The organism is Streptomyces sp. NPDC047081 (genome assembly GCF_040643775.1).
In the GTDB taxonomy this organism is placed as follows: domain Bacteria; phylum Actinomycetota; class Actinomycetes; order Streptomycetales; family Streptomycetaceae; genus Streptomyces.
In genome coordinates this window covers 287,880-307,350 of sequence record NZ_JBEYUY010000007.1, presented here as the reverse complement: position 1 = coordinate 307,350, position 19,471 = coordinate 287,880, and the positions used below count along the sequence as shown (strand labels likewise).

Sequence of the window (19,471 nt, the reverse complement as noted above, 5' to 3'; positions counted from 1 at the left end):
CCGCGGGTCACGACGACTCCCCCGAGTGTTCCTCGTAGGTCCGGTACTCGACGCCGAGCTCCTTGAGCTTGTCCCGCAACCCGTAGCGGTCCAGGCCGAGTTGGCCGTCGATGAAGGCGGCGCGGGTGGCGGCCTCCTTGGCCTCGCGGGCCTCGGACTTCTCGGCCGCCTCACGGGCACGCTCACGCGGTACGACCACGACGCCGTCGTCGTCGGCGAGGATCACGTCGCCGGGGCGGATCACCTGGCCGTCGATCGCGATCGGCACGTTGACCGAACCACCGGTCGCCTTGACCGTGCCCTGCGCGGATACGGCGCGGGACCAGGCGGCGAAGCCCATGTCGCGCAGCTCCTGGGTGTCGCGGATGCCGGTGTTGAGGACGACACCGCGCACCCCGCGCTGCTTCAGCGCGGTCGCGAACAGCTCGCCGAACAGGCCGTCCGTGCAGGGCGAGGTGGTGGTGACGACCAGGATGTCGCCCTCGCCGCACTGCTCCACGGCCGCGTGGATCATGAGGTTGTCACCGGGCCAGCTCAGCACGGTGACGGCGGTACCTGCTACTCGTACCCCCTGCTGGACGGGACGGATCTCCGGCCCCAGCAGGCCGGTGCGGCCCATCGCCTCGCTCACGGTCGCCACGCCGAACCCGGCGAGCGCCTCGACGTCCTTGGCCTCCGCCTTCGGCGGGTTGGTGACGATCACGCCGCTCATGCCAGCTCCTTCGCGATCTGCGGGAAGGGCCGCATGAACGCCTCGGCCATGGTGTTGTGCGCGAGGCCCAGGTTCGGGCCGGCGTTCCGCTTGAGCTGGACGCCGCGGCGGACGGCGAGGTCCGTGTAGTAGGCCCACAGGTGCTGCTGGGCGCCCAGGCACTCCATGGCCTTGCGCTTCGTGTCCCAGACCTCGGTGATGTCGAGCAGCACCTCGGGCCTGAAGCCGCTCATCTCGGGCTGGTGGGGCTCGAAGTAGAAGACGGGCGGGGCGCCGATGATGTCGCCGTCGCCGGGGTAGCCGATGGCCTGGGCGAGGATGCGGGCCTCCAGGGCCATGCGGTTGGCGGCCGGGTGGTCGCCGTTGTACGGGTCCTCGACGGGGTGGGTGAGCACGACGTCCGGCTGGGTCTCGCGGTAGACGGCGACGAGCTGGTCGGTCAGCTCGGCGGTGGCGATCAGCGGGTAGTCGCCGGCGTCGAAGAAGCGGACCTCGGCGCCGAGAGCTGCGGCGGCCTTCTCCGCCTCCTCCCGGCGTATCGCCTTGATCTCCTCCAGCTTCTTGCCCTCGCGCCATGCCTTGGCGGACTCGCCGCGCTCGCCGAAGGTCAGACAGGCGATGGTGACCTTCTCGCCGCGGGAGGCGGCCAGGGCGATGGCACCACCCGCCCGCCACACGAAGTCCCCGGCGTGGGCGGTGACCACGAGGGTGGAACGCGGTGGGGTGGCGGGCGCGTTGGCCTGGGTCATGCTGAAATCTCCCAATTCATGGGCGGCTCCCCTCCGGGGTGCGTCAGCCGGTGGCGAGGCCACGACCGTGCTCAGCCCTTCGGGCCTCCGCGCGCTCGCGGCCTCGCCACCGGCGCACCCCTTCGGCTCGCTCGCCTTGGTGACAGGTGGACGCCCGCCTCCCCCGCGTCCGGTGCGCGTCGCGTCAGTCGCGGAGCGCCTCGATCACGCTGGTGAGGTGGGCGCGGACGGCCGCCTCGGCCGCCTGCGGGTCCCTGGCCCTGATCGCCTCGATCATCGCCAGATGTTCGTTCAGGGAGTGCTGCGGGCGTCCCGGCCGAAGCGCCAACTGGAAGCGGTGGCGCACCAGTTGGGCGTTGAGCCGCTCCAGCAGGTCCACGGCCGTCTGCTGGCCGGAGAACTCGCGCACCTTGGCGTGCAGTTCCTGGTTGAGCTCGGAGTAGGTCACCGGCTCACCGTCGGCCACGGCCTTGGTCATCGCCGTGCCCAGCTCGGTCAGCTCGGCGAGCTGCTCGTCGCTGGCCAGGGCGGCGGCCTTGGCCGCGCACAGCCCTTCGAGGACCATGCGGCACTCGGTGATGGCGACCGCCTCCTCGACGGTCACCACCCGCACCCGCGAGCCGCGGTTGCGGATCCGCTCGACGAGGCCCTGGGCCTCCAGATCGATGAGTGCCGCCCGGATGCTGGCCCGTGTCACACCGAACTGCTCGGCGAGCTCGTTCTCCACCAGCCGCTGTGCCGGTGCCATCTCGCCGTGCAGGATCGCCTGCCGCAGCTGCGCGAGCGCATGCTGTTTGGCCTGCTCCCCGGTGCTCGGACGGGCTTCTTTCGGCATCGCTGCCCTCCCTGAGTGAGTGCCTGTCGAACCTAAATCTAGCCAAACAAGATTGTCAACAATTTTGTCCGCCGTATTGCCGGGTCGGGTCGATTGCCGGACCGGGTCATACGCCGAGGATCCGGTCGACCCCCAGCGGCACCTCGTGCAGCACCAGCCGGCTGCGCAGTTCCCGCACCCCCAGCTCGCTCTTCAGCCGGTCGATGACCGCCTCGAACTCGCGCGCGTCGACACAGCTCATCCGCAGCTGGAAGTCGTAGTCGCCGGTGAGCCTCATGGCACCGACCACCTGCGGCACGTCGTTCAACCGCACTTCGAAGGCCTTGCGGTCCATCCGCTCACCCAGGCGAATGTCGCTGATCATCTGCATTCCGCGCCCGAACGCCTCCAGGTTCAGGTCGGCGCGGTATCCGCGGATCACTCCGGTCGACCTGAGGCGACGTACCCGGTCGGCGACCGTGTTCGCGGACAGCCGCACATGCCGACCCAGCTCCTGGTAGGTCGCCCGGCCGTCCTGGAGAAGGAACGAGAGGAGCTCGCGATCGATACGATCCATGCCCTCAGATTACAGATCATCGGCGTAACGCATGATTCACCGAGATTAGCTCGGCTACAGAGCCCTAAGCACCGAGAACTCCGAGCCAAAATCGGCGTTCTCGCTGCAAGCATCGCAAGCATGGAAATCCTGCTGCTCAGGGTCGCCCTGGCCCCCTGTCTCGTACTGCTCGTCTCCGTCGCCGCCCGTCGGCTCGGACCGCACAGGGGCGGCCTGCTGATCGGAGCGCCGACGAGCACGGGGCCCTTCCTGCTGCTGATGTGCTCCACCTACGGCCCCCGAACCGCCGCGCGCGCCGTGCACGGCTGTGTGACGGGAACCCTGGTCGTGGCGTGCTTCGGCCTGGCCTACGCGCGCTTCGCCCGGACCCTGCGGCCGGCCTGGACGCTGCCGCTCGCCCTGGCGGGCGCGGCCACGGCCGGTCTGGTCGGCGCGCTGCTCGGCAGCGTCCTGCTGACCGCCGGCCTCACCGCGGCCGTGATCCTCGTCGGCCTGGTGACCTGCCCGCCCGGCGACCCGGGACACCGGCCGCCGAGCCGGTCGCGGGCCTGGGAGATACCGCTGCGGATGGCGATGGCGACCGCGCTGGTCCTCACCGCCGTGACCGCCGCCCGCACCCTCGGCTCCTTCGTCGGCGGCATGCTCTCGGCGCTGCCGATCCTGCTGGCCATCATGGGCACGGCACTGCACCGCTCGGCGGGCGCACCCGTCGCGACCGACCTGATGCGAGGGGCGCTGAGCGCCACGACCGGGACGCTCTGCTTCCTGCTGGCGCTCGGCGCCACCCTGGTCCCGCTCGGCCCGGCCCCCGCCTTCCTGCTCGCCCTGGCCGCACTGGCGGCGACCCAGCCGCTCACGCGACTCCCCCTGCTCCGCCCGGTGACTCAGGCCCCTTGAACCGTCACCGTCAGCCGGTCGGCAAGGCCGGCAGCGGATCCTCCGCGTGGGCGACGAAGTCGTCGACCAACCGGTGGAAGAGCGCGGCGAGTTGCTCCAGGTCACCCTCGGACCACTCGGCCAGCGCCATCGCGAGGCCCCGGCGGCTCACCTCGCGGATGCGCTCGACCGCCGTCATGCCGACGTCCGTGAGCTGGACCCGCTGGGCCCGCCGGTCGTCCGGGTCGGCGATGCGGATCACATAGCCGCCCTGCTCCAGCTGCCGCAGCTGGCGGGTGACATGGGAGGCCTCCACCGAGAGACGGACGGCCAGCACACCGGGGCGCATCGGCTCGCTCTCGGCGATGTGCCGCAGGATGGCGACGGCGGCCCGGTCGAGCGGCAGCCCGGCCAGGGCCATCAGACGCTCATGCTGCCGGGCCCGTCCGGCCAGGTAGGTGACACGCGTGAGCGCCTGCTCGATGTCGGTCACGTTCGCCGGAACGGTAGCCGAGACTGATCGTTGTGCGGGCATGCGCACCAGCCTAAATCTACTTGCCTAACTTAAGCAATATGGAGATGGTTGCTTGACTTAAGTAATGCCACTGTGCTTGCCTAAGTCAAGCAAGCCCGCACAGACCGGGCCGCACCTGAGCGGAGGCGGCCCCTGAGCGCCGGTTCCGTGGGGACGGGAACGGCGCGGTCACCGGGTCCGGCAGACCGGAGCACTCCCCCCTTCCGGCGCCGGACCCGGTGACACCCCCACTCCCGCACTTCCAGAAAGCGAGCCCTTCCAATGGCCACGATGAAGTCCGTCAAGACCGGCGCCAAGAACGAGATCGACGTGGTCGACGTCGAACGTCCCGTACCGGGGCCGAAGGACGTGCTGATGAAGATGCGCGCGTGCGGAATCTGCGGCACCGACACGTTCTTCCTGCACATCGGCGGGATGCCGGCCGGTGCGGACGGGGCGATGCGGTCCATTCCGCTGGGCCACGAGCCGGCCGGCGAGATCGTGGAGGTGGGCGCCGAGGTCACCGAGCTGAAGGTCGGGGATCGGGTGGTGGTCAACCCGCAGGGCGTGCCCTCCGGGATCATCGGGTGCGGTGGCGAGCACGGTGCGATGACCGAGTACCTGCTGCTGGAGAACGCGGAGATCGGCAAGACCGTCGCGGTCTTCCCGGACACCGTGCCCTTCGACGTGGCCTCGCTGAACGAGCCGATGGCCGTCGCGCGGCACTGCGTCAACCGGTCCGAGGCCAAGCCGTCCGACAAGGTGGTCGTCTTCGGTGCCGGCCCGATCGGGCTCGGCGCGACGATCTGGCTGAAGCTGCGGGGCGTGGAGCACGTGGTCGTCGCGGACGTCATTCCCGAACGGCTGGAGACCGCGCTGGCGGTGGGGGCGGACGCCGTCATCAACTCCGCCACCGAGGACGTCACCGCGCGGCTGACCGAGCTGCACGGCGAGGCGACGAACGCGCTCGGGCAGCCGCGGGCCGGGACCGACATCTACATCGACGCGGCCGGGGTCGCCGCCGTGTTCAACGCGACCGTGGACGCGGCCAAGTGGGGCGCCAAGCTGGTGATGGTCGCCGTGCAGAAGAAGGGGGCCGACATCGATCTCGGCGGGATGCTGCGGAGTGAGCTGACGCTGGTCGCCTCTCAGGGGTATCCGACGGAGATCTTCGAGGTCACGCCGGAGATCGTGGAGCACCACGAGCGGTTCGCGAAGCTGATCAGCCATCGGGTGCCGTTCGCGGAAGCCGGGCGGGCGTTCGAGCTCGCGATGACGCCGGGGGCCGCGGAGAAGGTCGTCGTCACCTTCGACTAGGCAGCCTATTCAGTGTGGGGCGTGGTGGATCGTCGGGCGGCTGCGGGTTCGTCGTGGCTGGTCGCGCAGTTCCCCGCGCCCCTGAGGCGCTTCCCTCACGGCGTTTCTGACAGGAACCCCACTTCCATGATCGACCATCTGATACGTCCGCCTCGTACCCGGCCCCGGCCCGTTGACGGTCTTGTCGCCGCCGCGCTCTTCACCTGTTCCTTTCCCGGCAGTCTGGTCGCCCTTCCCGGTCAGGAGCTCGGGGTTTCCTGGTGGCCCGGTGTGCTGCTGGGCGGTGTTTCCTGTCTCGCCCTTCTGTGGCGGCGGGGGCGGCCTCGGGGCACGGTGCTCGTCACCCTCTGCTGTGCCACCGTCGCCTCCGCGCTCGGGTATCTCCTCACCGTTCTGCTGCTCGGGCCGCTCATGGTCGCGCTGTACTCGCTGGCCGTCGGCACCGACCGCAGGACCGCCAACACCTTCGCCCTCGCCGGCATCGCAGTGCTCGTCGGCACGGGGCTGCTCTCCGGCCCCTCGGGCGAACCCCTGGTGCTCAAACTGCTCGGTCCCGCCGCCTGGTTGCTGCTGCCGACCTCGCTCGGCACGGTGACCCGGCTGCGCGCCGCCTACCTCGACGCCGTGCAGGCGCGAGCCGAGCACGCGGAGCGGACCCGGGAGGAGGAGGCGCGGCGGCGGGTGACGGAGGAGCGCATGCGGATCGCCCGCGATCTGCACGACGTCGTGGCGCACCATCTGGTGCTGGCCAACCTCCAGGCCGGTGCCGTCGCACGGGAGTTGCCGGGGCGGCCCGCGGAGGCCGCGCGGATCGCCGGTGATCTGAGCGGGACCACGGCCTCGGCGCTGCGTGAACTCAAGTCCACCGTGGGGCTGTTGCGGCACAGCGGTGACGCGGAGAAGCCGCTGGAGCCGACGCCCGGTCTGGCCCGGCTGCCGGAGCTGGCCGCCTCGTTCGAGAACGCCGGGCTCGCCGTCAGGGTCACCACGGAAGGTGAGCCTGGTCCGCTCTCCGCCGGTGCGGATCTCACGGCGTACCGGATCGTCCAGGAAGCCCTCACCAACGTCACCAAGCACGCCGCCGCCCGCGAGGCCGAGGTGCGGCTCGTCTACTCCGACGACACTCTCGCGGTCACGGTCGCCAACGAGGGCACGGGGGCGCCGGTCGCCCCCGCTCCCCCGGGCGGCGGGTACGGCGTGCTGGGCATGCGTGAGCGGGCCCGTTCGGCGGGCGGCCGGCTGTACGTGGGGCCGCTGCCCCGGGGCGGCTTCGAGGTCGTCACCGAGCTGCCCCTCACCTGAGACCAACTCCACTTGCTTAAGTCAATCAATCCTGCTTATACTTGCGTAAGTCAAGCAATGAACCCCTTGCCGGAGGCCCCGCCATGTCCGACGCCCTGACCCGACCCGCCGACGCGGGGACAGCCGCCCCGCCGAAGCCGAACGCCGTGGTGGCGGTGCTGGCCCTGGCCGGAATCGTCGTCTCGCTGATGCAGACCCTGGTCATCCCGATCGTCCCGGAGCTGCCGACCCTGCTGCACGCCTCGGCCTCGAACACCGCCTGGGCCGTCACCGCCACCCTGCTCGCGGCCGCCGTGGCCACGCCGGTCGTCGGACGCCTCGGCGACATGATCGGCAAGCGGCGGATGCTGCTGGTCAGCATCGTGCTGCTGGTCTCCGGCTCCGTGGTCTGCGCCCTCGCCGACTCGCTCGTGCCGATGATCATCGGCCGTACGCTGCAGGGCCTCGCGGCCGCCGTGGTGCCGCTCGGCATCAGCATCATGCGGGACGCGCTGCCGGCCGAGCGGCTGGCCCAGTCCACCGCGCTGATGAGTGCCTCGCTGGGTGTGGGTGGTGCGCTGGGTCTGCCGGCCGCCGCGTTCATCGCCGACAAGTGGGACTGGCACATCCTGTTCTGGACCTCGGCCGCGCTGGGTGCTGTCGCCTTCGCGCTGGTGCTGATGATCGTGCCCGAGTCCAAGGTGCGCACCGGTGGCCGTTTCGACCTGGCCGGCGCGCTCGGCCTGTCCGCCGGTCTGGTCTCGCTGCTGCTCGCCGTCTCCAAGGGCGGTGACTGGGGCTGGACCTCCGGCGCCACACTCGGGCTGGGTGCCGCCGCGGTCGTGATCCTGCTCGGCTGGGGCTTCTGGGAGCTGAAGGCCAGGCAGCCGCTGGTCGACCTGCGTACGACCGCCAAGCCGCAGGTGCTGTTCACCAACCTCGCCTCGGTCGCCCTCGGCTTCTCGATGTTCGCGATGTCCCTGGTGCTGCCGCAGCTGCTCCAGCTGCCCACCCAGACCGGCTACGGCCTCGGCAAGTCCATGCTGACCGTCGGCCTGGTGCTCGCCCCGCAGGGCCTGGTCATGATGGTGATGTCCGCCGCGTCCGCGAAGGTCACCCAGGCCAAGGGCCCGAAGGTCACCCTGCTGATCGGCGCGCTGATCGTGGCCTCCGGTTACGCCCTGAACATCGTGCTGATGAGCGAGGTCTGGCACCTGATCCTGGTGTCCTGCATCATCGGCGCCGGCGTCGGCTTCACCTACGGCGCGCTGCCGGCCCTGATCATGGGCGCGGTCGACCCCTCGCAGACGGGCGCCGCGAACAGCCTCAACACCCTGATGCGCTCCCTCGGCACCAGCTTCGCCAGCGCCCTGGCCGGTGTCATCCTGGCCCAGATGACCACCGACTTCGGCGGTCACGCGCTGCCCTCGGAGAACGGCTTCAAGGTGGTCATGGCCATCGGCGCCGGAGCCGCCCTGCTGGCCTTCCTGGTCGCCTCCTTCATCCCGCGCCGGCAGACCCCGGCCGCGGCGGAGACCGAGGCGGACGAGCAGCCCGAGGCGGTCACCGCCAAGGCCTGACGCCCGGTCAAGCGCCGCACGGACGGCCGTCGTTCCGCTCCGGCGGGACGGCGGCCGTCCGGCGTTTCCGGAGCAACAGGCTAGCTAGGCGGGGAACTCCGGCTCCCCGCCCTCGTACGCCGCCCGCAGGACCGCCAGCGCCCCCTCCGCCGTGACCGCGCGGGGGTTGGCGTACGCCTGGCCCGCTGTCTCGGTGGCGGCCTGGGGCAAGTCGGTCTCCTTCAGGCCGAGTTCGGCCAGGGAGCGCGGGGCGCCGAGGCGGGCGGCCAGGTCCCGCAGGGCGCGGGGGGCGTCCGTGGTGTCCAGGGCGTGGGCGAGGGTTGCCATGGCATCCGGGGCCGCGGGGGCGTTGTGGGCGAGGGCGTAGGGCAGGACCACGGTGTGGGTCTCGGCGTGCGGGAGGCCGAAGGTACCGCCGAGGACGTGGCAGAGCTTGTGGTGCAGGCCCATGGTGGTGGCGCCCAGGCAGGACCCGCACAGCCAGGCGCCGTAGAGGGCGCGGCCGCGGGCCGGCAGGGAGTCCGGGGCCTCGGCCAGCGCGGGCAGGGCGGTCGCCATGGCCCGTACGCCCTCCGCCGCCATCAGGGCGGTCAGGGGCGAGGTGTCGGGGGCGTAGAGCGCCTCGGCGGCGTGGGCGATCGCGTTGATGCCGCTGGTGACGGAGAGCGGCACGGGCAGCGAGAGGGTGAGTTCGGGGTCGTAGACGACCGCCCGCGGCAGGACCACGGGGTCGCGGCCGGTGCGTTTGGCGCCGTGCTCGGTCAGGCCCCACACCGGGGTCATCTCCGAGCCGGAGTAGGTGGAGGGCACGGCGATCAGCGGGAGGCCGGTGCGCAGGGCGATCGCCTTGCCGAGGCCGATCGAGGAGCCGCCGCCGACCGCCACGCAGCCGTCGGCACCGGCCGCGCGGGCCGCCGCGACGGCACGGTCGGCGACCTCGACGGGAACGTGCATCCGGGCCCCGTCGTGCAGGCCCGCGCAGGCGGGCCCCAGCGAGTCGGCGACCGCCCGCGCGGTGGCCGCGCCATGGCTGCCGCAGACCACCAGCACCCGGCGCAGCCCCAGGCCGGCCGCCTCACCCGCGGTCGCGGTGGTGGCGGCGCCGGCGCGGAAGACGACCCGGACGGGATGGGACTCGTACGAGAAGTCGAGGACGTCCATCACGAGCGCTCCAGTACGAGGTCGAAGCGGGCGTGCCGGAACGGGTTCCGGACGCCGAACTCCCGTGCCAGGGACGGGTCGTCGGTCTCGGCGAAGTCCTGCACCAGGCTCTGCTTGACCGCGAACACGGCGTCCGAGTCGAGGTAGTCGCTGCCCGCGACGAAGATGTGCGTGGTGACCGGCACATGCCCTGCCGCCGAGGCGATGAAGTGGATGTGGGCCGGGCGGTAGGGGTGTCGGCCGGTGGCCCTGAGCAGGTCGCCGACCGGGCCGTCCGTCGGGATGGGGTACGGGCTCGGCACGCAGGTGCGGAACCAGAAGCGGCCGTCGGCGTCTGCTGTGAACAGTCCGCGTCCGTTGCCCGGCGGCTGCACGTCGGGGCGCTGGACGTCGTAGAAGCCGTTGCCGTCGGCCTGCCACACGTCGACTTCCGCGCCCGGCAAGGGGGTTCCGTCCCGGGACAGCACCCGGCCGCTGACCACGCAGGGTTCGCCGCCGCCCACCAGGTCGATGTCCGCGCCGAGTTCACGGACCGGGGACTCGGTCATGTGGAAGGGGCCCAGGACCGTCGACTCGGTGGCGCCGGGGGCCCGGTCGCCGTTGATCGTCTCGACGAGCATCGACAGGCCGAGCACGTCCGACAGGAGGATGAACTCCTGGCGAGTGTCCGTGCAGGTCTGTCCGGTCGCGGTGAGGAAGCCGACCGCCCGCTCCCACTCCTGCTGGGTGAGCCGGGTCTCGCGGACGAAGGCGTGCAGATGGCGGATCAGACCGGTGAGCAGCTCGCGCAGGCGCGGGTCGGTGGTGCCGGCCAGGCTGCTCACGGCCTCTTCGGTGACCGTCGTGTCCGTGGCGTCCGTGGTCATGTCGGCTCCTTCCCGGGTAAGCGGGTCAACCGAACCAGACGAGGAGCCGTACGTGCTCGTCGCCGTACCCGGCCGCCAGCTCCCGCATGGTTCGCCACACCTGTGCCCAGCATCCCTCGTCCGGCGGCGCGAGGATCCGCGCCGTGGGCACGACGGGCCGGTACACGGCCCCGTCCAGGTGGACCTCGCCGCCGGGCGGCCACTCGGGCGGGGCGAGCAGGAGTTCCCCGCCGAACGTGGCGGCGGCGGCCTCGCGCAGGCCCGGTGTCACCCGAACGAGATCCTCGCCTTCCCGGTCTCGGCGCAGCGCGCGGTTCCAGGCGGGGCCCGAGGCGAGCGGCTCGTCCCAGTCGACCGCGGCGACCTCGGGCCAGGTCGCGTACGTATGGCTGTGCTGCCAGTCGCCGACAGCCGCCTCCCGCGTCGCCTCCGAGATGTGCGGCGGCAGCCCGCGGGCGGCGAACAGCGGGCGCTGTACGTCGCCCGTACCGCGCACGCCGAAGAGGCACTCCCAGGCGTCGTAGTCCCGCGGCGGCCGGAAGTCCAGCAGATCGGCCTCCAACTGCCAGTGTCCGTCGGCCGATCGGCACTCGATGACACCGTCGATGTCCGTCCCCACGGCGCATGACCCTACGGCAAGTCGGCGCGTCTCGGGACCGATCACTTGATGACCGCGTTCGCCACGACGACGACCACACCGAGCAGGGCGTCCACCGCGCCGATGAGCAGGGCGACCGGCCAGGGTCGCCGCGACCGGCGGGCGGTCACCAGGCCGAGTGCGAACAGCAGGACGATGTTCAACACGAACGCCGCGTACTCCACCCCTTTCGGCGGCCACCAGCCCCACCCCGCCCCCGCGAGCAGCAGCACGGTCGGCAGCACCGCCGTGACCAGGGGCCACTCGTCGACGAGGGTGTGCAGGGCGTCCCAGCGGCGGTGCGGTTCGCGCTCGGCGATGTAGTGGGCGTAGCCGTGGGCGAGGGCGGAGGCCAGCGCGGTCACCAGCAGCCACAGGGCGTCGTAGCGGCGGCTGGCTCTGGAGGTGTGGCCGTACTGGGTGAGCGCGGCGACCATGGAGCAGGCGAGTACGGAGCCGTAGACCCCGCCGAAGAGCACGGCCTCACGCGTGTCGTGCTGCCGTGGCTCGCGGGCGGCCGTCGTGGTCTGCGCCATGCCTTCCACGATCGCCCGGCACCGGCCGGGCCGCCAGTCGCGACGAAGTGTCCTCCCACCTGCGCCGATACCGCACACAGTGTCGACGGCCGATCACCTGTCGGGCTCGTTAGGGTCGGCCCATGACCGACAGCTTCGTAGTGCACATCCCCGACGCCGAGCTCGAACCCGAGCCCCTCGCCCCCGAGCAGATCGTCTCCGGGACGCCGGAGGTGACCGGGAAGGTCGTCTGGGAGTCGGCGGACGGGAAGCAGATCCGGGGCGTCTGGCAGATCACGCCCGGCGTCGTCACCGACACCGAGGCGGACGAACTGTTCGTTGTGATCAGCGGGTCGGCGACGATCGAGGTCGAGGGCGGGCCGACGCTGACGGTCGGGCCCGGGGACATGGCCGTACTGCGCGAGGGCGACCGTACGACGTGGACGGTGCACGAGACGCTGCGGAAGGCGTACGCCATCAACCTCTGAGGAGCCCGGTCAGTCTGTGAGGAGCCCGACGCCCTTGGCGAGCGCGTCGACCACGGACTGCGGCGGCTCGTCGGGGACGCCGGGCCGCCAGCCGGGGCGCCGGGTGCGGGCGGTGAGCGGGAGTTCCACCTGGACGCCGCCTCCCCTGGTCAGGTTCACCGGGTTCCTGGAGTGCAGGCCGCGCAGGTTGACGGGGATCTCCTCCAGGTCCGTGACCGTGTGGAACTCGGGGTGCAGGGCGGTCAGGCCGGAGGCCAGCCGGTGCGCGGCGGGCCGGTTGGCGCCGCCGAGGAAGATGGCCCGGGGGGTCGCCCTGCGCCTGTGGCCGTGCAGGGAGACCGTGACCGCCACGTGGGACAGGAAGTCCCGCAGCAGTTCACAGTGGGCCACGGCCATGCGCGGGGACGGGATGTGCACCGGCGCCGGCTTGCCCGGCTGGGTGAAGACCAGGCTGGTGGCGCCGCAGCGCTCGGCCACGGAGCGCGCGAGTTCGGCCGTACCGCCCTCGTTGCTGCCGTGCAGGGCCAGCAGTCCGACCTCGCCGCCCGTGGTCAGGGTGGCGAACAGGCGCACCCCTTCGATCTCCACCTCTTCGGTCCTCGTCGTCACTCCCCGTCCCCTCAACTCGTCGCCTGCGGTGGCATGTTGTACGGCGTGACCACCTGGATCGCCGACGGCAGGGTGGGTCCGGCGGGCGGCAGGGCGCCGTGTGCGCGCATGACGATGTGGCAGGCCTCGCGCATGTCCTGGCGCAGGTCGTGGTGGAGGACGGCGGAGAGGCGGTGCTCGCGCAGCAGGCGGGTGTTGTCGTGGTCGAGGTCGTGCGCGACGAACACCGCGCACTCGCGGCCCACTTCCTCGAAGGCGCGCAGGGTGGCGATGTTGCCGCCGCCGATCGAGTAGACGGCCCGGATGGCGGGGTCGCGCTCCAGAGCGGCCCGTACGAGCTCGTACTGGGTGGCGTCCAGGCCCTGGCCCTCGGCTATCTCGACCAGCGTGCGCTCCGGGTGGAGGGTGCGCATGGCGCTGCGGAAGCCCATCTCGCGCTCCTCCTCGTTGCGGAAGAAGCCGCTGCTGAGGCTGGTCAGCACGTTGCCGGGGCGGTCGCCGAGCCACTGGCCCATGAGGTACGCGGCGGTCGCGCCGGCGGCTCGGTTGTCGATGCCGACATAGCCGAGGCGCGGGGTCGCGGGCAGGTCGGTGACGAGGGTGACGACCGGGATGCCCGCGTCGGCGAGGCGGCTGACGGCGGCCGTGACCTCGGGGACGTCCGGGGCCTTGAGGATCACGCCCTGGGAGCCGCGCCGGGCGATCCGGTCCAGCGTCCGGGTCAGCTCAGGCACCGGGCCGGTCTCCCGGAAGTGGAAGCGCGAGCGCACGACGGCCGGGTGCAGCGCCGGCAGCTCCGCCTCCAGGGCCGCCCGTACGGCGGTGGAGAACCGGTCGGGCGTCTGCATCACGATGTCGATCATGAACGTACGGCCCACCAGCCGGACCTGGGTGCGCTGCCGGTCTAGGTCCGCGATGGCCTGCTGGACCTCCCGCGCCGTGCTCTCGCGGACCCCGCCCCTGCCGTTGAGCACACGGTCGACGGTGGCCTCGCTCAGACCCGCCTGACGTGCGATCTCCCGGATCGGGAAGGGGTGCCCCATGGGCCGGCTCCTTGAGGGGTTTTTGATGGCCGCCTGCTGGTTGTTCGACGGGTTTGTACTGACAAGAATGACAGCGCGGCCCCCACCTGTCACCGGTGCCGCCGGCCCACCCCCAGAAGGGACGACGATGTCCTTCACCTCCGTGCGACCCCGTGCGTGGCTGTCCGAGCGGGACTGCGACCTCGCCGACTTCCGTGAACTCGTCGAGCGGACCACCGACCTCGCCGACTTCCCGTACGCCTCCGCGGTCGAGAGCAATGTCCTGGTCTACGACAGCGAGCGGCTGCGGAAGGCCGAGCGGCGGGCGGTGCGGGCCGAGCTGGTGCGGGCCCTCGCCGACGGCCCCGGCATCGTGGTCTTCCGGGGCGCCTTCACCGACCACGCGGTCGTCGACCGGCTCAGCGCCGTCTTCGACGCCCTGATCGCCGAGCAGCACGCCTCGGGCGCGAGCGCCGGGGACCACTTCGCCCGGCCGGGCGCCAACGACAGGGTGTGGAACGCGCTGGAGAAGGCGGCCCTGTACGACCCCGAGGCGTTCGCCGACTACTACGCCAACGACATCCTGGCGCTGGTCTCGGCGGCCTGGCTCGGCCCCGGCTACCAGGTCACCTCGCAGGTCAACGTGGTCAACCCGGGCGGACAGGCGCAGACCGTGCACCGGGACTACCACCTCGGCTTCCTCACCAACGAGGTCGCCGCCGCCTACCCGGCCCACGTCCATCTGCTCTCCCCCGTGCTCACCCTCCAGGGCGCCGTCGCCCACTGCGACATGCCGGTCGAGACCGGGCCGACGATGTACCTCCCGCACTCCCAGAAGTACGAGCCCGGCTACCTCGCCTGGCGACTGCCCGAATTCCAGGCCTACTTCGAGACCCACCACGTCCAACTCCCGCTCGCCAAGGGCGACGCGGCCTTCTTCAACCCGGCGCTGTTCCACGCGGCCGGCACCAACCGCTCCGCGGACGTCCGGCGCATGGCCAACCTGCTCCAGGTGTCCTCGGCCTTCGGGCGGGCCATGGAGACGGTGGACCGCGAGGCGGTCGCGAACGCCGTCTTCCCGGCCCTCCTCAAGCGCAGGTCCGAGGGCGTCGGCGAGGACTGGCTGGAGCATGTGATCGCCGCGAGCGCCGAGGGCTACCCCTTCCCCACCAACCTCGACAGCGACCCGCCGGTCGACGGACTCGCCCCGCCCTCCCAGGCGGACACGGTCCGGCGCGCGCTCCGCGAGGCCTGGACTCCCGAGGCCCTCCGGGCCGAGCTGCGGGCCGGCGCCGAACGCCGGGAAAGCTGAAAGGACCCTCCACGTCATGGGACTTCTCGACGACAAGGTCGCCCTCGTCAACGGCGGCAGTCAGGGCGTCGGCGCCGCCATCGCACGGGCCGCGGTCCGCGAGGGCGCGGTCGTGGCCGTGACCGGCCGGCGTCCGGCGCCGGGCGAGGAGCTGGTGGCCGAGCTGACGGCCTCCGGCGGCAAGGCGATGTTCATCCGCGCCGACCTCTCCGACGCCGAGCAGGCACGCACCGCCGTGGGCGACGTGGTCGCCGCGTACGGGCGGATCGACTGCCTGGTCAACTCCGCCGGGCTCACCTCGCGCGGCACGCTGCTCGACACCACGCCCGAGCTGTTCGACCAGCACATCGCGATCAACCTGAAGGCGCCGTTCTTCGCCATGCAGGCCGCGGTCGCGGACATGGTCTCGCGCAGGTCGCCCGGCACGATCGTCAACATCATCACCTCCTCGGCGCACGGCGGGCAGCCCTTCCTCGCCCCGTACGTCGCCGCGAAGGCCGGCCTGATCGGGCTGACCCGCAACGCCGCACACGCCCACCGCTGGGACCGGGTGCGGATCAACGGCCTCAACATCGGCTGGACCGACACCGAGGGCGAGGACTCCACCCAGAAGACCTTCCACGACGCCACCGACGACTGGCGCGAGGAGGCCGCCGCCAAGCTGCCGATGGGCAAGCTGGGCCAGCCGGACGAGATCGCCGACTTCGTGGTCCTCCTGCTGTCGGAGCGGTCGGGCGTGGTGACGGGTTCGGTGATCGACTGGGACCAGAACGTCTTGGGCGGCCTCGACTGATTCAGCCCGTCCGGCGTTTGAGGACGAGCCCGAAGGGCGATCGGGGTCCGGGGCGGAGCCCCGGCAACGCGCAGCAACCACTCAGAAGGAGCAGTACCCACATGCGTATCGGCATCCTCGGCCTAGGCCGCATCGGCGCCTTCCACGCCGAGACCCTCTCCGGACTCGACGCGGTCGAGTCGCTGGTGCTCACCGACCCGTTCGCGGACGCCGCCAAGTCGGCCGCGGAGCGGTTCGGCGGCGAGGTCGTGGACTCGCCCCAGGCCCTGCTGGCGGCCGGTGTCGACGGCATCGTGATCGCCGCCGCGACGGACGCCCACCCCGGCCTCATCCTGGCCGGGGTCGAGGCCGGCATCCCCGTCTTCTGCGAGAAGCCCGTCGCGAAGACGATGGCCGAGGGCGTGCAGGTGCTCAAGGCGGTCGAGGGCAGCGACGTGCCGATCCAGATCGGCTACAACCGCCGCTTCGACACCGGTTTCGTCAACGCCCGTGCCGCCGTGCAGAGCGGTGAGCTGGGCAAGCTGCACACCGTGCGCTCGACCACCCTGGACCCGGCTCCCCCGCCGGCCGCGTACATCGCCGCCTCCGGCGGCATCTTCCGCGACTGCTCCGTCCACGACTTCGACATCATCCGCTGGGTGACCGGCCGCGAGGTCGTGGAGGTGTACGCCGTCGGCGGCAACCGCGGCGCCGAGTACATCAAGGACGCGGGCGACGCCGACACCACCGGCGCGATCCTCACCCTCGACGACGGCACCATCGCGGTGGTCTCCAACTCCCGCCACAACGCCCGGGGTTACGACGTCCGTATGGAGATCCACGGCTTTACGGACTCCATCGCCGTCGGCCTGGAGGACAAGCTCCCGCTGCGCTCGGTCGAGCCCGGCGTGACCTTCCCGGCCGGCACCCCGCACGACTTCTTCATGGACCGGTTCACCGCCGCCTACCGCGCCGAACTCACCGCGTTCACCGAGGTCGTGGCCGGCAAGCGCCCCTCGCCGTGCACGGTCGAGGACGCGCTGGAGGCCGGCTGGATCGCCGACGCGTGCACGCTGTCGCTGCACGAGCACCGGCCGGTGACCATCGCCGAGGTCCGCACCGCCTGACGGGCGCCCCCAGTCCTCGTGTTCCGGGCACGGACCGGCCTCCGGTGCCCGGAACACGAGTGTGCGAACCATCACGTCACCCTGGTCGGCCACGCCGACGGGATCTCCGGGTACGAGCATGAGATCCCGCCGAACGGACCGACCGAGGAGCGACGCGCATGACCGAACAGCCCTTCACATCAAGAGAGTTACTCCCCCGCACGGTCGTCGTCATCGGCGCCGGCCCCAGCGGTCTCGCCGCCGCCCGGGAGCTGGAGCGGGCCGGACACCGGGTGACCGTCCTGGAGGAGCGGGACACGGTGGCCGGCAAGTGCGCGAGCGTGGCCGTCGACGGGCGGGCCTACGACCTCGGCGGGCACATCTGCACCACCCGGTACGAACGGATCGCGGAGCTGGTGACGGAACTGGACGTGAAGACGGAGCGCACCAGCCGCTACCGCGTCCTCGACGTCGAGGGCCGCGCGGCGACCCGGCAGGCGATGTCGTTCCTGCGCGAGGAGTCCTTCCGGCGCTACCGGGCCCTGCGCGCAAGGGAGTTCCCGCACATCGCCGAACCGGGCCTCGCCCACTCCGCACGGGCTCTGGCGGCTCCCGTCACGGAGTGGCTCGCCGAGCACGGCCTCCAGTCCATGGCCGACTCCCTCGGCACCGGATACACGGCGGCCGGATACGGCTACCTCGACGACGACGCACCGGCGCTGTATTTCGTCAAGTACGCCGAGATGACAGGCCTGTTGGCCGGTCCGCCCCAACTCCTGGGCCATGCGGGCGCGTTCACCGTGGTGGGCGGTTTCGGCGCCCTGTGGCGCCGGGTCGCCGAGGAGCTGAAGGACGTGCGCTGCGGAGTGCGGGTGGAGTCGGTCGAGCGCCGCGCGGAAGGGGTACGGGTGCACACGGACACCGGGCCGGTGGAGGCGGACGAGGTCGTACTCGCCGTCGCCCTCGACCGCGTCCTGCCGGTCCTGGACGCCGGCGCGGAGGAGCGCGACCTCGCCGCCCGGGTCCGCGCCAACGCCTACCACACCACCCTCGCCACCGCGTCCGGCCTGCCCGAGGACGCCTTCTACTTCCTCGACGCCCACACCACGAGCCGCGCGTCGAAGGGCCACTGCGTCTCGTACCACCACCGCTACCCGGGCAGCGACGTGCGGACCTTCTACTCCTACGGCCGCCCCGAGGAGGTCGGCGCGCTGCTGCGGGAGGACGTCGCGGGGCTCGGCGGGCGGCTGGAGGAGGTGTATTTGGAGCGCGCCTGGGCCTTCATGCCGCACTTCGGCAGCAGCGACCTCGCGGACGGCGCCCTGGACCGGCTGGAGGCGCTGCAAGGCCGTGACCGCACGTACTACGTGGGCGGGCTGCCCGCGTTCGAGCTGATCGAGTGCACCGTCGCACACGCCCAGGACCTCGTCCGCCGACACTTCCCGCCGGCGGGCGGCACACTGACACTGCCGTAACGGATCACGGAGGGACCGACGCCATGAGCGAGACGAGCCGGGAACCACTGCGCATCGGAGTACTGGGCGCCGCGCGGATCACCGAGCGTGCCCTGATCGACCCGGCGCGGACCACCGGGCATCGCGTCGTCGCGGTGGCCGCCCGCGACCGGTCCCGCGCGGAGGCCTTCGCCGCCGAGCACGGCGTGGAGCGGGTCGCCGGCTCGTACGCCGAACTGCTCGCCGACCCCGAGGTCGAGGTCGTCTACAACCCCCTGGCGAACGGCCTGCACGGCCCGTGGAACCTCGCCGCCCTCGCGGCCGGCAAGCACGTCCTGTCGGAGAAGCCGTCGGCGAGCAACGCCGAGGAGGCGGCCGAGGTACGGGAAGCGGTGGCGAAGTCCGGCGCCGCCTTCATGGAGGGCTTCCACTACCTCTTCCACCCGGTCACCCGCCGCCTGCACGAGATCCTCGACAGCGGCGAACTCGGTGATCTCCAGCGGGTGGAGACGATGGTCGCGATCGGCGCCCCGGACGCCACCGACCCGCGCTGGTCCCTGCCCCTCGCCGGCGGCGCCATGATGGACCTCGGCTGCTACAGCCTGCACGCCCAGCGCATGCTGGCCCCGTGGGCGGGCGGCGCCCCGAGCCTCGTGTCCGCGCGGGGCGGGGAGCGCAGCGAGATGGGGGTCCCCCCGGACGGAGTCTGGGGGAGGGCGGGCGCGCCGGGCGTGGACGAGTGGCTGGACGCCGAACTCGCCTTCCCCAACGGCGTGACCGGCTCGGCCCGCTGCCACATGGCGTACGACGGGCTGGAGATGAGCTGCCGGATCGTCGGCACGAAGGGCGAGGCCCTCGCCCCGAACTTCGTCCTCCCCCACCTCGACGACCGGCTCGTGGTCCGTACGGCGGAGGGCGAGCGGACGGAACGCCTCGGCACCCGGTCGTCGTACACGTACCAGTTGGAGGCGTTCGCGGCGCGGGTGCGCGAGGGCGCGCCGCTTTCCCTGGACGCGGACGACGCGCTGGCGACGATGACACTGATCGACGAGTGCTACCGGGCCGCGGGCTTCGAGCCGCGGCCCCGGACGACGATCGGGAGTTGAACG

General features: G+C 71.8%; 21 protein-coding genes. 10 read left to right on the top strand and 11 right to left on the bottom strand.

Features of this window, described 5'->3' with window-relative positions:
* Positions 1-7: 7 nt before the first annotated feature.
* The 4 genes from ABZ848_RS16540 to ABZ848_RS16525 all read right to left on the bottom strand — a co-directional run bounded on the left by ABZ848_RS16540 (position 8) and on the right by ABZ848_RS16525 (position 2,852).
* Positions 8-712 (bottom strand): 4-carboxy-4-hydroxy-2-oxoadipate aldolase/oxaloacetate decarboxylase, encoded by a 705-nt coding sequence (locus ABZ848_RS16540; protein WP_360831743.1) that lies wholly within the window; start codon positions 710-712, stop codon positions 8-10.
* Complete coding sequence (locus ABZ848_RS16535) at positions 709-1,461, bottom strand: PIG-L deacetylase family protein (protein ID WP_360831740.1); 753 nt, start codon at positions 1,459-1,461, stop codon at positions 709-711. Before ABZ848_RS16535 ends, ABZ848_RS16540 begins: the two co-directional genes overlap by 4 nt.
* A gap of 184 nt (positions 1,462-1,645) precedes the next feature.
* On the bottom strand, positions 1,646-2,296 hold the full coding sequence (locus tag ABZ848_RS16530; RefSeq protein WP_360831737.1) for a GntR family transcriptional regulator: 651 nt from the start codon (positions 2,294-2,296) through the stop codon (positions 1,646-1,648).
* Between the two features lie 106 nt (positions 2,297-2,402).
* Positions 2,403-2,852, bottom strand: a complete 450-nt coding sequence (locus tag ABZ848_RS16525) for an Lrp/AsnC family transcriptional regulator (RefSeq protein WP_360831734.1) — start codon at positions 2,850-2,852, stop codon at positions 2,403-2,405.
* A 120-nt stretch (positions 2,853-2,972) separates the two neighbouring features.
* Between ABZ848_RS16525 and ABZ848_RS16520 the strand changes: the two genes are divergently transcribed.
* A complete protein-coding gene (locus tag ABZ848_RS16520) occupies positions 2,973-3,749 on the top strand; it encodes a hypothetical protein (RefSeq protein WP_360831731.1) in 777 nt (258 codons plus the stop codon).
* Between the two features lie 10 nt (positions 3,750-3,759).
* Here ABZ848_RS16520 and ABZ848_RS16515 read toward each other — a convergent pair whose 3' ends face one another.
* Complete coding sequence (locus ABZ848_RS16515; RefSeq protein ID WP_360831728.1) at positions 3,760-4,263, bottom strand: MarR family transcriptional regulator; 504 nt, start codon at positions 4,261-4,263, stop codon at positions 3,760-3,762.
* Positions 4,264-4,524: 261 nt separating this feature from the next.
* On the opposite strand from ABZ848_RS16515, the gene ABZ848_RS16510 reads away from it, so the two are divergent.
* The 3 genes from ABZ848_RS16510 to ABZ848_RS16500 all read left to right on the top strand — a co-directional run bounded on the left by ABZ848_RS16510 (position 4,525) and on the right by ABZ848_RS16500 (position 8,420).
* On the top strand, positions 4,525-5,559 hold the full coding sequence (locus ABZ848_RS16510) for a zinc-binding dehydrogenase (protein WP_360831723.1): 1,035 nt from the start codon (positions 4,525-4,527) through the stop codon (positions 5,557-5,559).
* Between the two features lie 126 nt (positions 5,560-5,685).
* Entirely contained in the window at positions 5,686-6,861 is a 1,176-nt protein-coding gene (locus tag ABZ848_RS16505; protein ID WP_360831720.1) for a sensor histidine kinase, read from the top strand.
* A gap of 83 nt (positions 6,862-6,944) precedes the next feature.
* Entirely contained in the window at positions 6,945-8,420 is a 1,476-nt protein-coding gene (locus tag ABZ848_RS16500) for an MFS transporter (protein WP_360831717.1), read from the top strand.
* A gap of 84 nt (positions 8,421-8,504) precedes the next feature.
* Here the strand turns inward: ABZ848_RS16500 and ABZ848_RS16495 are convergent, their stop codons facing one another.
* Genes ABZ848_RS16495 through ABZ848_RS16480 form a run of 4 tightly spaced genes read right to left on the bottom strand, consistent with a single transcriptional unit; the run spans position 8,505 to position 11,620 of the window.
* Positions 8,505-9,581 (bottom strand): maleylacetate reductase, encoded by a 1,077-nt coding sequence (locus ABZ848_RS16495; protein WP_360831715.1) that lies wholly within the window; start codon positions 9,579-9,581, stop codon positions 8,505-8,507.
* On the bottom strand, positions 9,581-10,447 hold the full coding sequence (locus tag ABZ848_RS16490; protein WP_360831713.1) for an intradiol ring-cleavage dioxygenase: 867 nt from the start codon (positions 10,445-10,447) through the stop codon (positions 9,581-9,583). Before ABZ848_RS16490 ends, ABZ848_RS16495 begins: the two co-directional genes overlap by 1 nt.
* 25 nt (positions 10,448-10,472) lie before the next feature.
* Entirely contained in the window at positions 10,473-11,066 is a 594-nt protein-coding gene (locus ABZ848_RS16485; protein WP_360831710.1) for a hypothetical protein, read from the bottom strand.
* A 41-nt stretch (positions 11,067-11,107) separates the two neighbouring features.
* Positions 11,108-11,620, bottom strand: a complete 513-nt coding sequence (locus ABZ848_RS16480; protein ID WP_360831709.1) for a hypothetical protein — start codon at positions 11,618-11,620, stop codon at positions 11,108-11,110.
* A 122-nt stretch (positions 11,621-11,742) separates the two neighbouring features.
* Here ABZ848_RS16480 and ABZ848_RS16475 point away from each other — a divergent pair, with 122 nt between their 5' ends.
* Positions 11,743-12,087: a cupin domain-containing protein gene (locus tag ABZ848_RS16475; protein WP_360831707.1), complete on the top strand. Its 345-nt coding sequence runs from the start codon at positions 11,743-11,745 to the stop codon at positions 12,085-12,087.
* A gap of 9 nt (positions 12,088-12,096) precedes the next feature.
* Here the strand turns inward: ABZ848_RS16475 and ABZ848_RS16470 are convergent, their stop codons facing one another.
* Together ABZ848_RS16470 and ABZ848_RS16465 are read right to left on the bottom strand one after the other, a co-directional pair.
* On the bottom strand, positions 12,097-12,696 hold the full coding sequence (locus tag ABZ848_RS16470; RefSeq protein WP_360831704.1) for a poly-gamma-glutamate hydrolase family protein: 600 nt from the start codon (positions 12,694-12,696) through the stop codon (positions 12,097-12,099).
* An 11-nt stretch (positions 12,697-12,707) separates the two neighbouring features.
* The gene (locus ABZ848_RS16465; RefSeq protein WP_360831701.1) at positions 12,708-13,739 is read right to left on the bottom strand and encodes a LacI family DNA-binding transcriptional regulator; all 1,032 of its coding nucleotides are present in this window, start codon (positions 13,737-13,739) and stop codon (positions 12,708-12,710) included.
* A gap of 127 nt (positions 13,740-13,866) precedes the next feature.
* Here ABZ848_RS16465 and ABZ848_RS16460 point away from each other — a divergent pair, with 127 nt between their 5' ends.
* The 5 genes from ABZ848_RS16460 to ABZ848_RS16440 all read left to right on the top strand — a co-directional run bounded on the left by ABZ848_RS16460 (position 13,867) and on the right by ABZ848_RS16440 (position 19,468).
* Positions 13,867-15,030, top strand: coding sequence for a phytanoyl-CoA dioxygenase family protein (locus tag ABZ848_RS16460; protein ID WP_360831698.1), 1,164 nt, complete (start codon positions 13,867-13,869; stop codon positions 15,028-15,030).
* Positions 15,031-15,046: 16 nt separating this feature from the next.
* The gene (locus ABZ848_RS16455; RefSeq protein WP_360831695.1) at positions 15,047-15,823 is read left to right on the top strand and encodes an SDR family oxidoreductase; all 777 of its coding nucleotides are present in this window, start codon (positions 15,047-15,049) and stop codon (positions 15,821-15,823) included.
* A gap of 101 nt (positions 15,824-15,924) precedes the next feature.
* Entirely contained in the window at positions 15,925-16,929 is a 1,005-nt protein-coding gene (locus ABZ848_RS16450; RefSeq protein ID WP_360831692.1) for a Gfo/Idh/MocA family oxidoreductase, read from the top strand.
* A 158-nt stretch (positions 16,930-17,087) separates the two neighbouring features.
* Positions 17,088-18,383, top strand: a complete 1,296-nt coding sequence (locus tag ABZ848_RS16445; RefSeq protein WP_360831689.1) for an FAD-dependent oxidoreductase — start codon at positions 17,088-17,090, stop codon at positions 18,381-18,383.
* A 23-nt stretch (positions 18,384-18,406) separates the two neighbouring features.
* Positions 18,407-19,468: a Gfo/Idh/MocA family oxidoreductase gene (locus ABZ848_RS16440; protein ID WP_360831686.1), complete on the top strand. Its 1,062-nt coding sequence runs from the start codon at positions 18,407-18,409 to the stop codon at positions 19,466-19,468.
* The last annotated feature ends 3 nt before the right edge of the window (positions 19,469-19,471 follow it).

Excerpts from the sequence above, each read along its gene's own strand:
- ABZ848_RS16440 (WP_360831686.1), top strand. The coding sequence starts at position 18,407 with ATGAGCGAGACGAGCCGGGAACCACTGCGCATCGGAGTACTGGGCGCC.
- ABZ848_RS16495 (WP_360831715.1), bottom strand. The coding sequence starts at position 9,581 with ATGGACGTCCTCGACTTCTCGTACGAGTCCCATCCCGTCCGGGTCGTC.
- ABZ848_RS16490 (WP_360831713.1), bottom strand. The coding sequence starts at position 10,447 with ATGACCACGGACGCCACGGACACGACGGTCACCGAAGAGGCCGTGAGC.
- ABZ848_RS16510 (WP_360831723.1), top strand. The coding sequence starts at position 4,525 with ATGGCCACGATGAAGTCCGTCAAGACCGGCGCCAAGAACGAGATCGAC.
- ABZ848_RS16475 (WP_360831707.1), top strand. The coding sequence starts at position 11,743 with ATGACCGACAGCTTCGTAGTGCACATCCCCGACGCCGAGCTCGAACCC.
- ABZ848_RS16540 (WP_360831743.1), bottom strand. The coding sequence starts at position 712 with ATGAGCGGCGTGATCGTCACCAACCCGCCGAAGGCGGAGGCCAAGGAC.
- ABZ848_RS16505 (WP_360831720.1), top strand. The coding sequence starts at position 5,686 with ATGATCGACCATCTGATACGTCCGCCTCGTACCCGGCCCCGGCCCGTT.
- ABZ848_RS16535 (WP_360831740.1), bottom strand. The coding sequence starts at position 1,461 with ATGACCCAGGCCAACGCGCCCGCCACCCCACCGCGTTCCACCCTCGTG.
- ABZ848_RS16465 (WP_360831701.1), bottom strand. The coding sequence starts at position 13,739 with ATGGGGCACCCCTTCCCGATCCGGGAGATCGCACGTCAGGCGGGTCTG.
- ABZ848_RS16460 (WP_360831698.1), top strand. The coding sequence starts at position 13,867 with ATGTCCTTCACCTCCGTGCGACCCCGTGCGTGGCTGTCCGAGCGGGAC.
- ABZ848_RS16520 (WP_360831731.1), top strand. The coding sequence starts at position 2,973 with ATGGAAATCCTGCTGCTCAGGGTCGCCCTGGCCCCCTGTCTCGTACTG.
- ABZ848_RS16445 (WP_360831689.1), top strand. The coding sequence starts at position 17,088 with ATGACCGAACAGCCCTTCACATCAAGAGAGTTACTCCCCCGCACGGTC.
- ABZ848_RS16515 (WP_360831728.1), bottom strand. The coding sequence starts at position 4,263 with ATGCCCGCACAACGATCAGTCTCGGCTACCGTTCCGGCGAACGTGACC.
- ABZ848_RS16525 (WP_360831734.1), bottom strand. The coding sequence starts at position 2,852 with ATGGATCGTATCGATCGCGAGCTCCTCTCGTTCCTTCTCCAGGACGGC.
- ABZ848_RS16530 (WP_360831737.1), bottom strand. The coding sequence starts at position 2,296 with ATGCCGAAAGAAGCCCGTCCGAGCACCGGGGAGCAGGCCAAACAGCAT.
- ABZ848_RS16500 (WP_360831717.1), top strand. The coding sequence starts at position 6,945 with ATGTCCGACGCCCTGACCCGACCCGCCGACGCGGGGACAGCCGCCCCG.
- ABZ848_RS16480 (WP_360831709.1), bottom strand. The coding sequence starts at position 11,620 with ATGGCGCAGACCACGACGGCCGCCCGCGAGCCACGGCAGCACGACACG.
- ABZ848_RS16450 (WP_360831692.1), top strand. The coding sequence starts at position 15,925 with ATGCGTATCGGCATCCTCGGCCTAGGCCGCATCGGCGCCTTCCACGCC.
- ABZ848_RS16455 (WP_360831695.1), top strand. The coding sequence starts at position 15,047 with ATGGGACTTCTCGACGACAAGGTCGCCCTCGTCAACGGCGGCAGTCAG.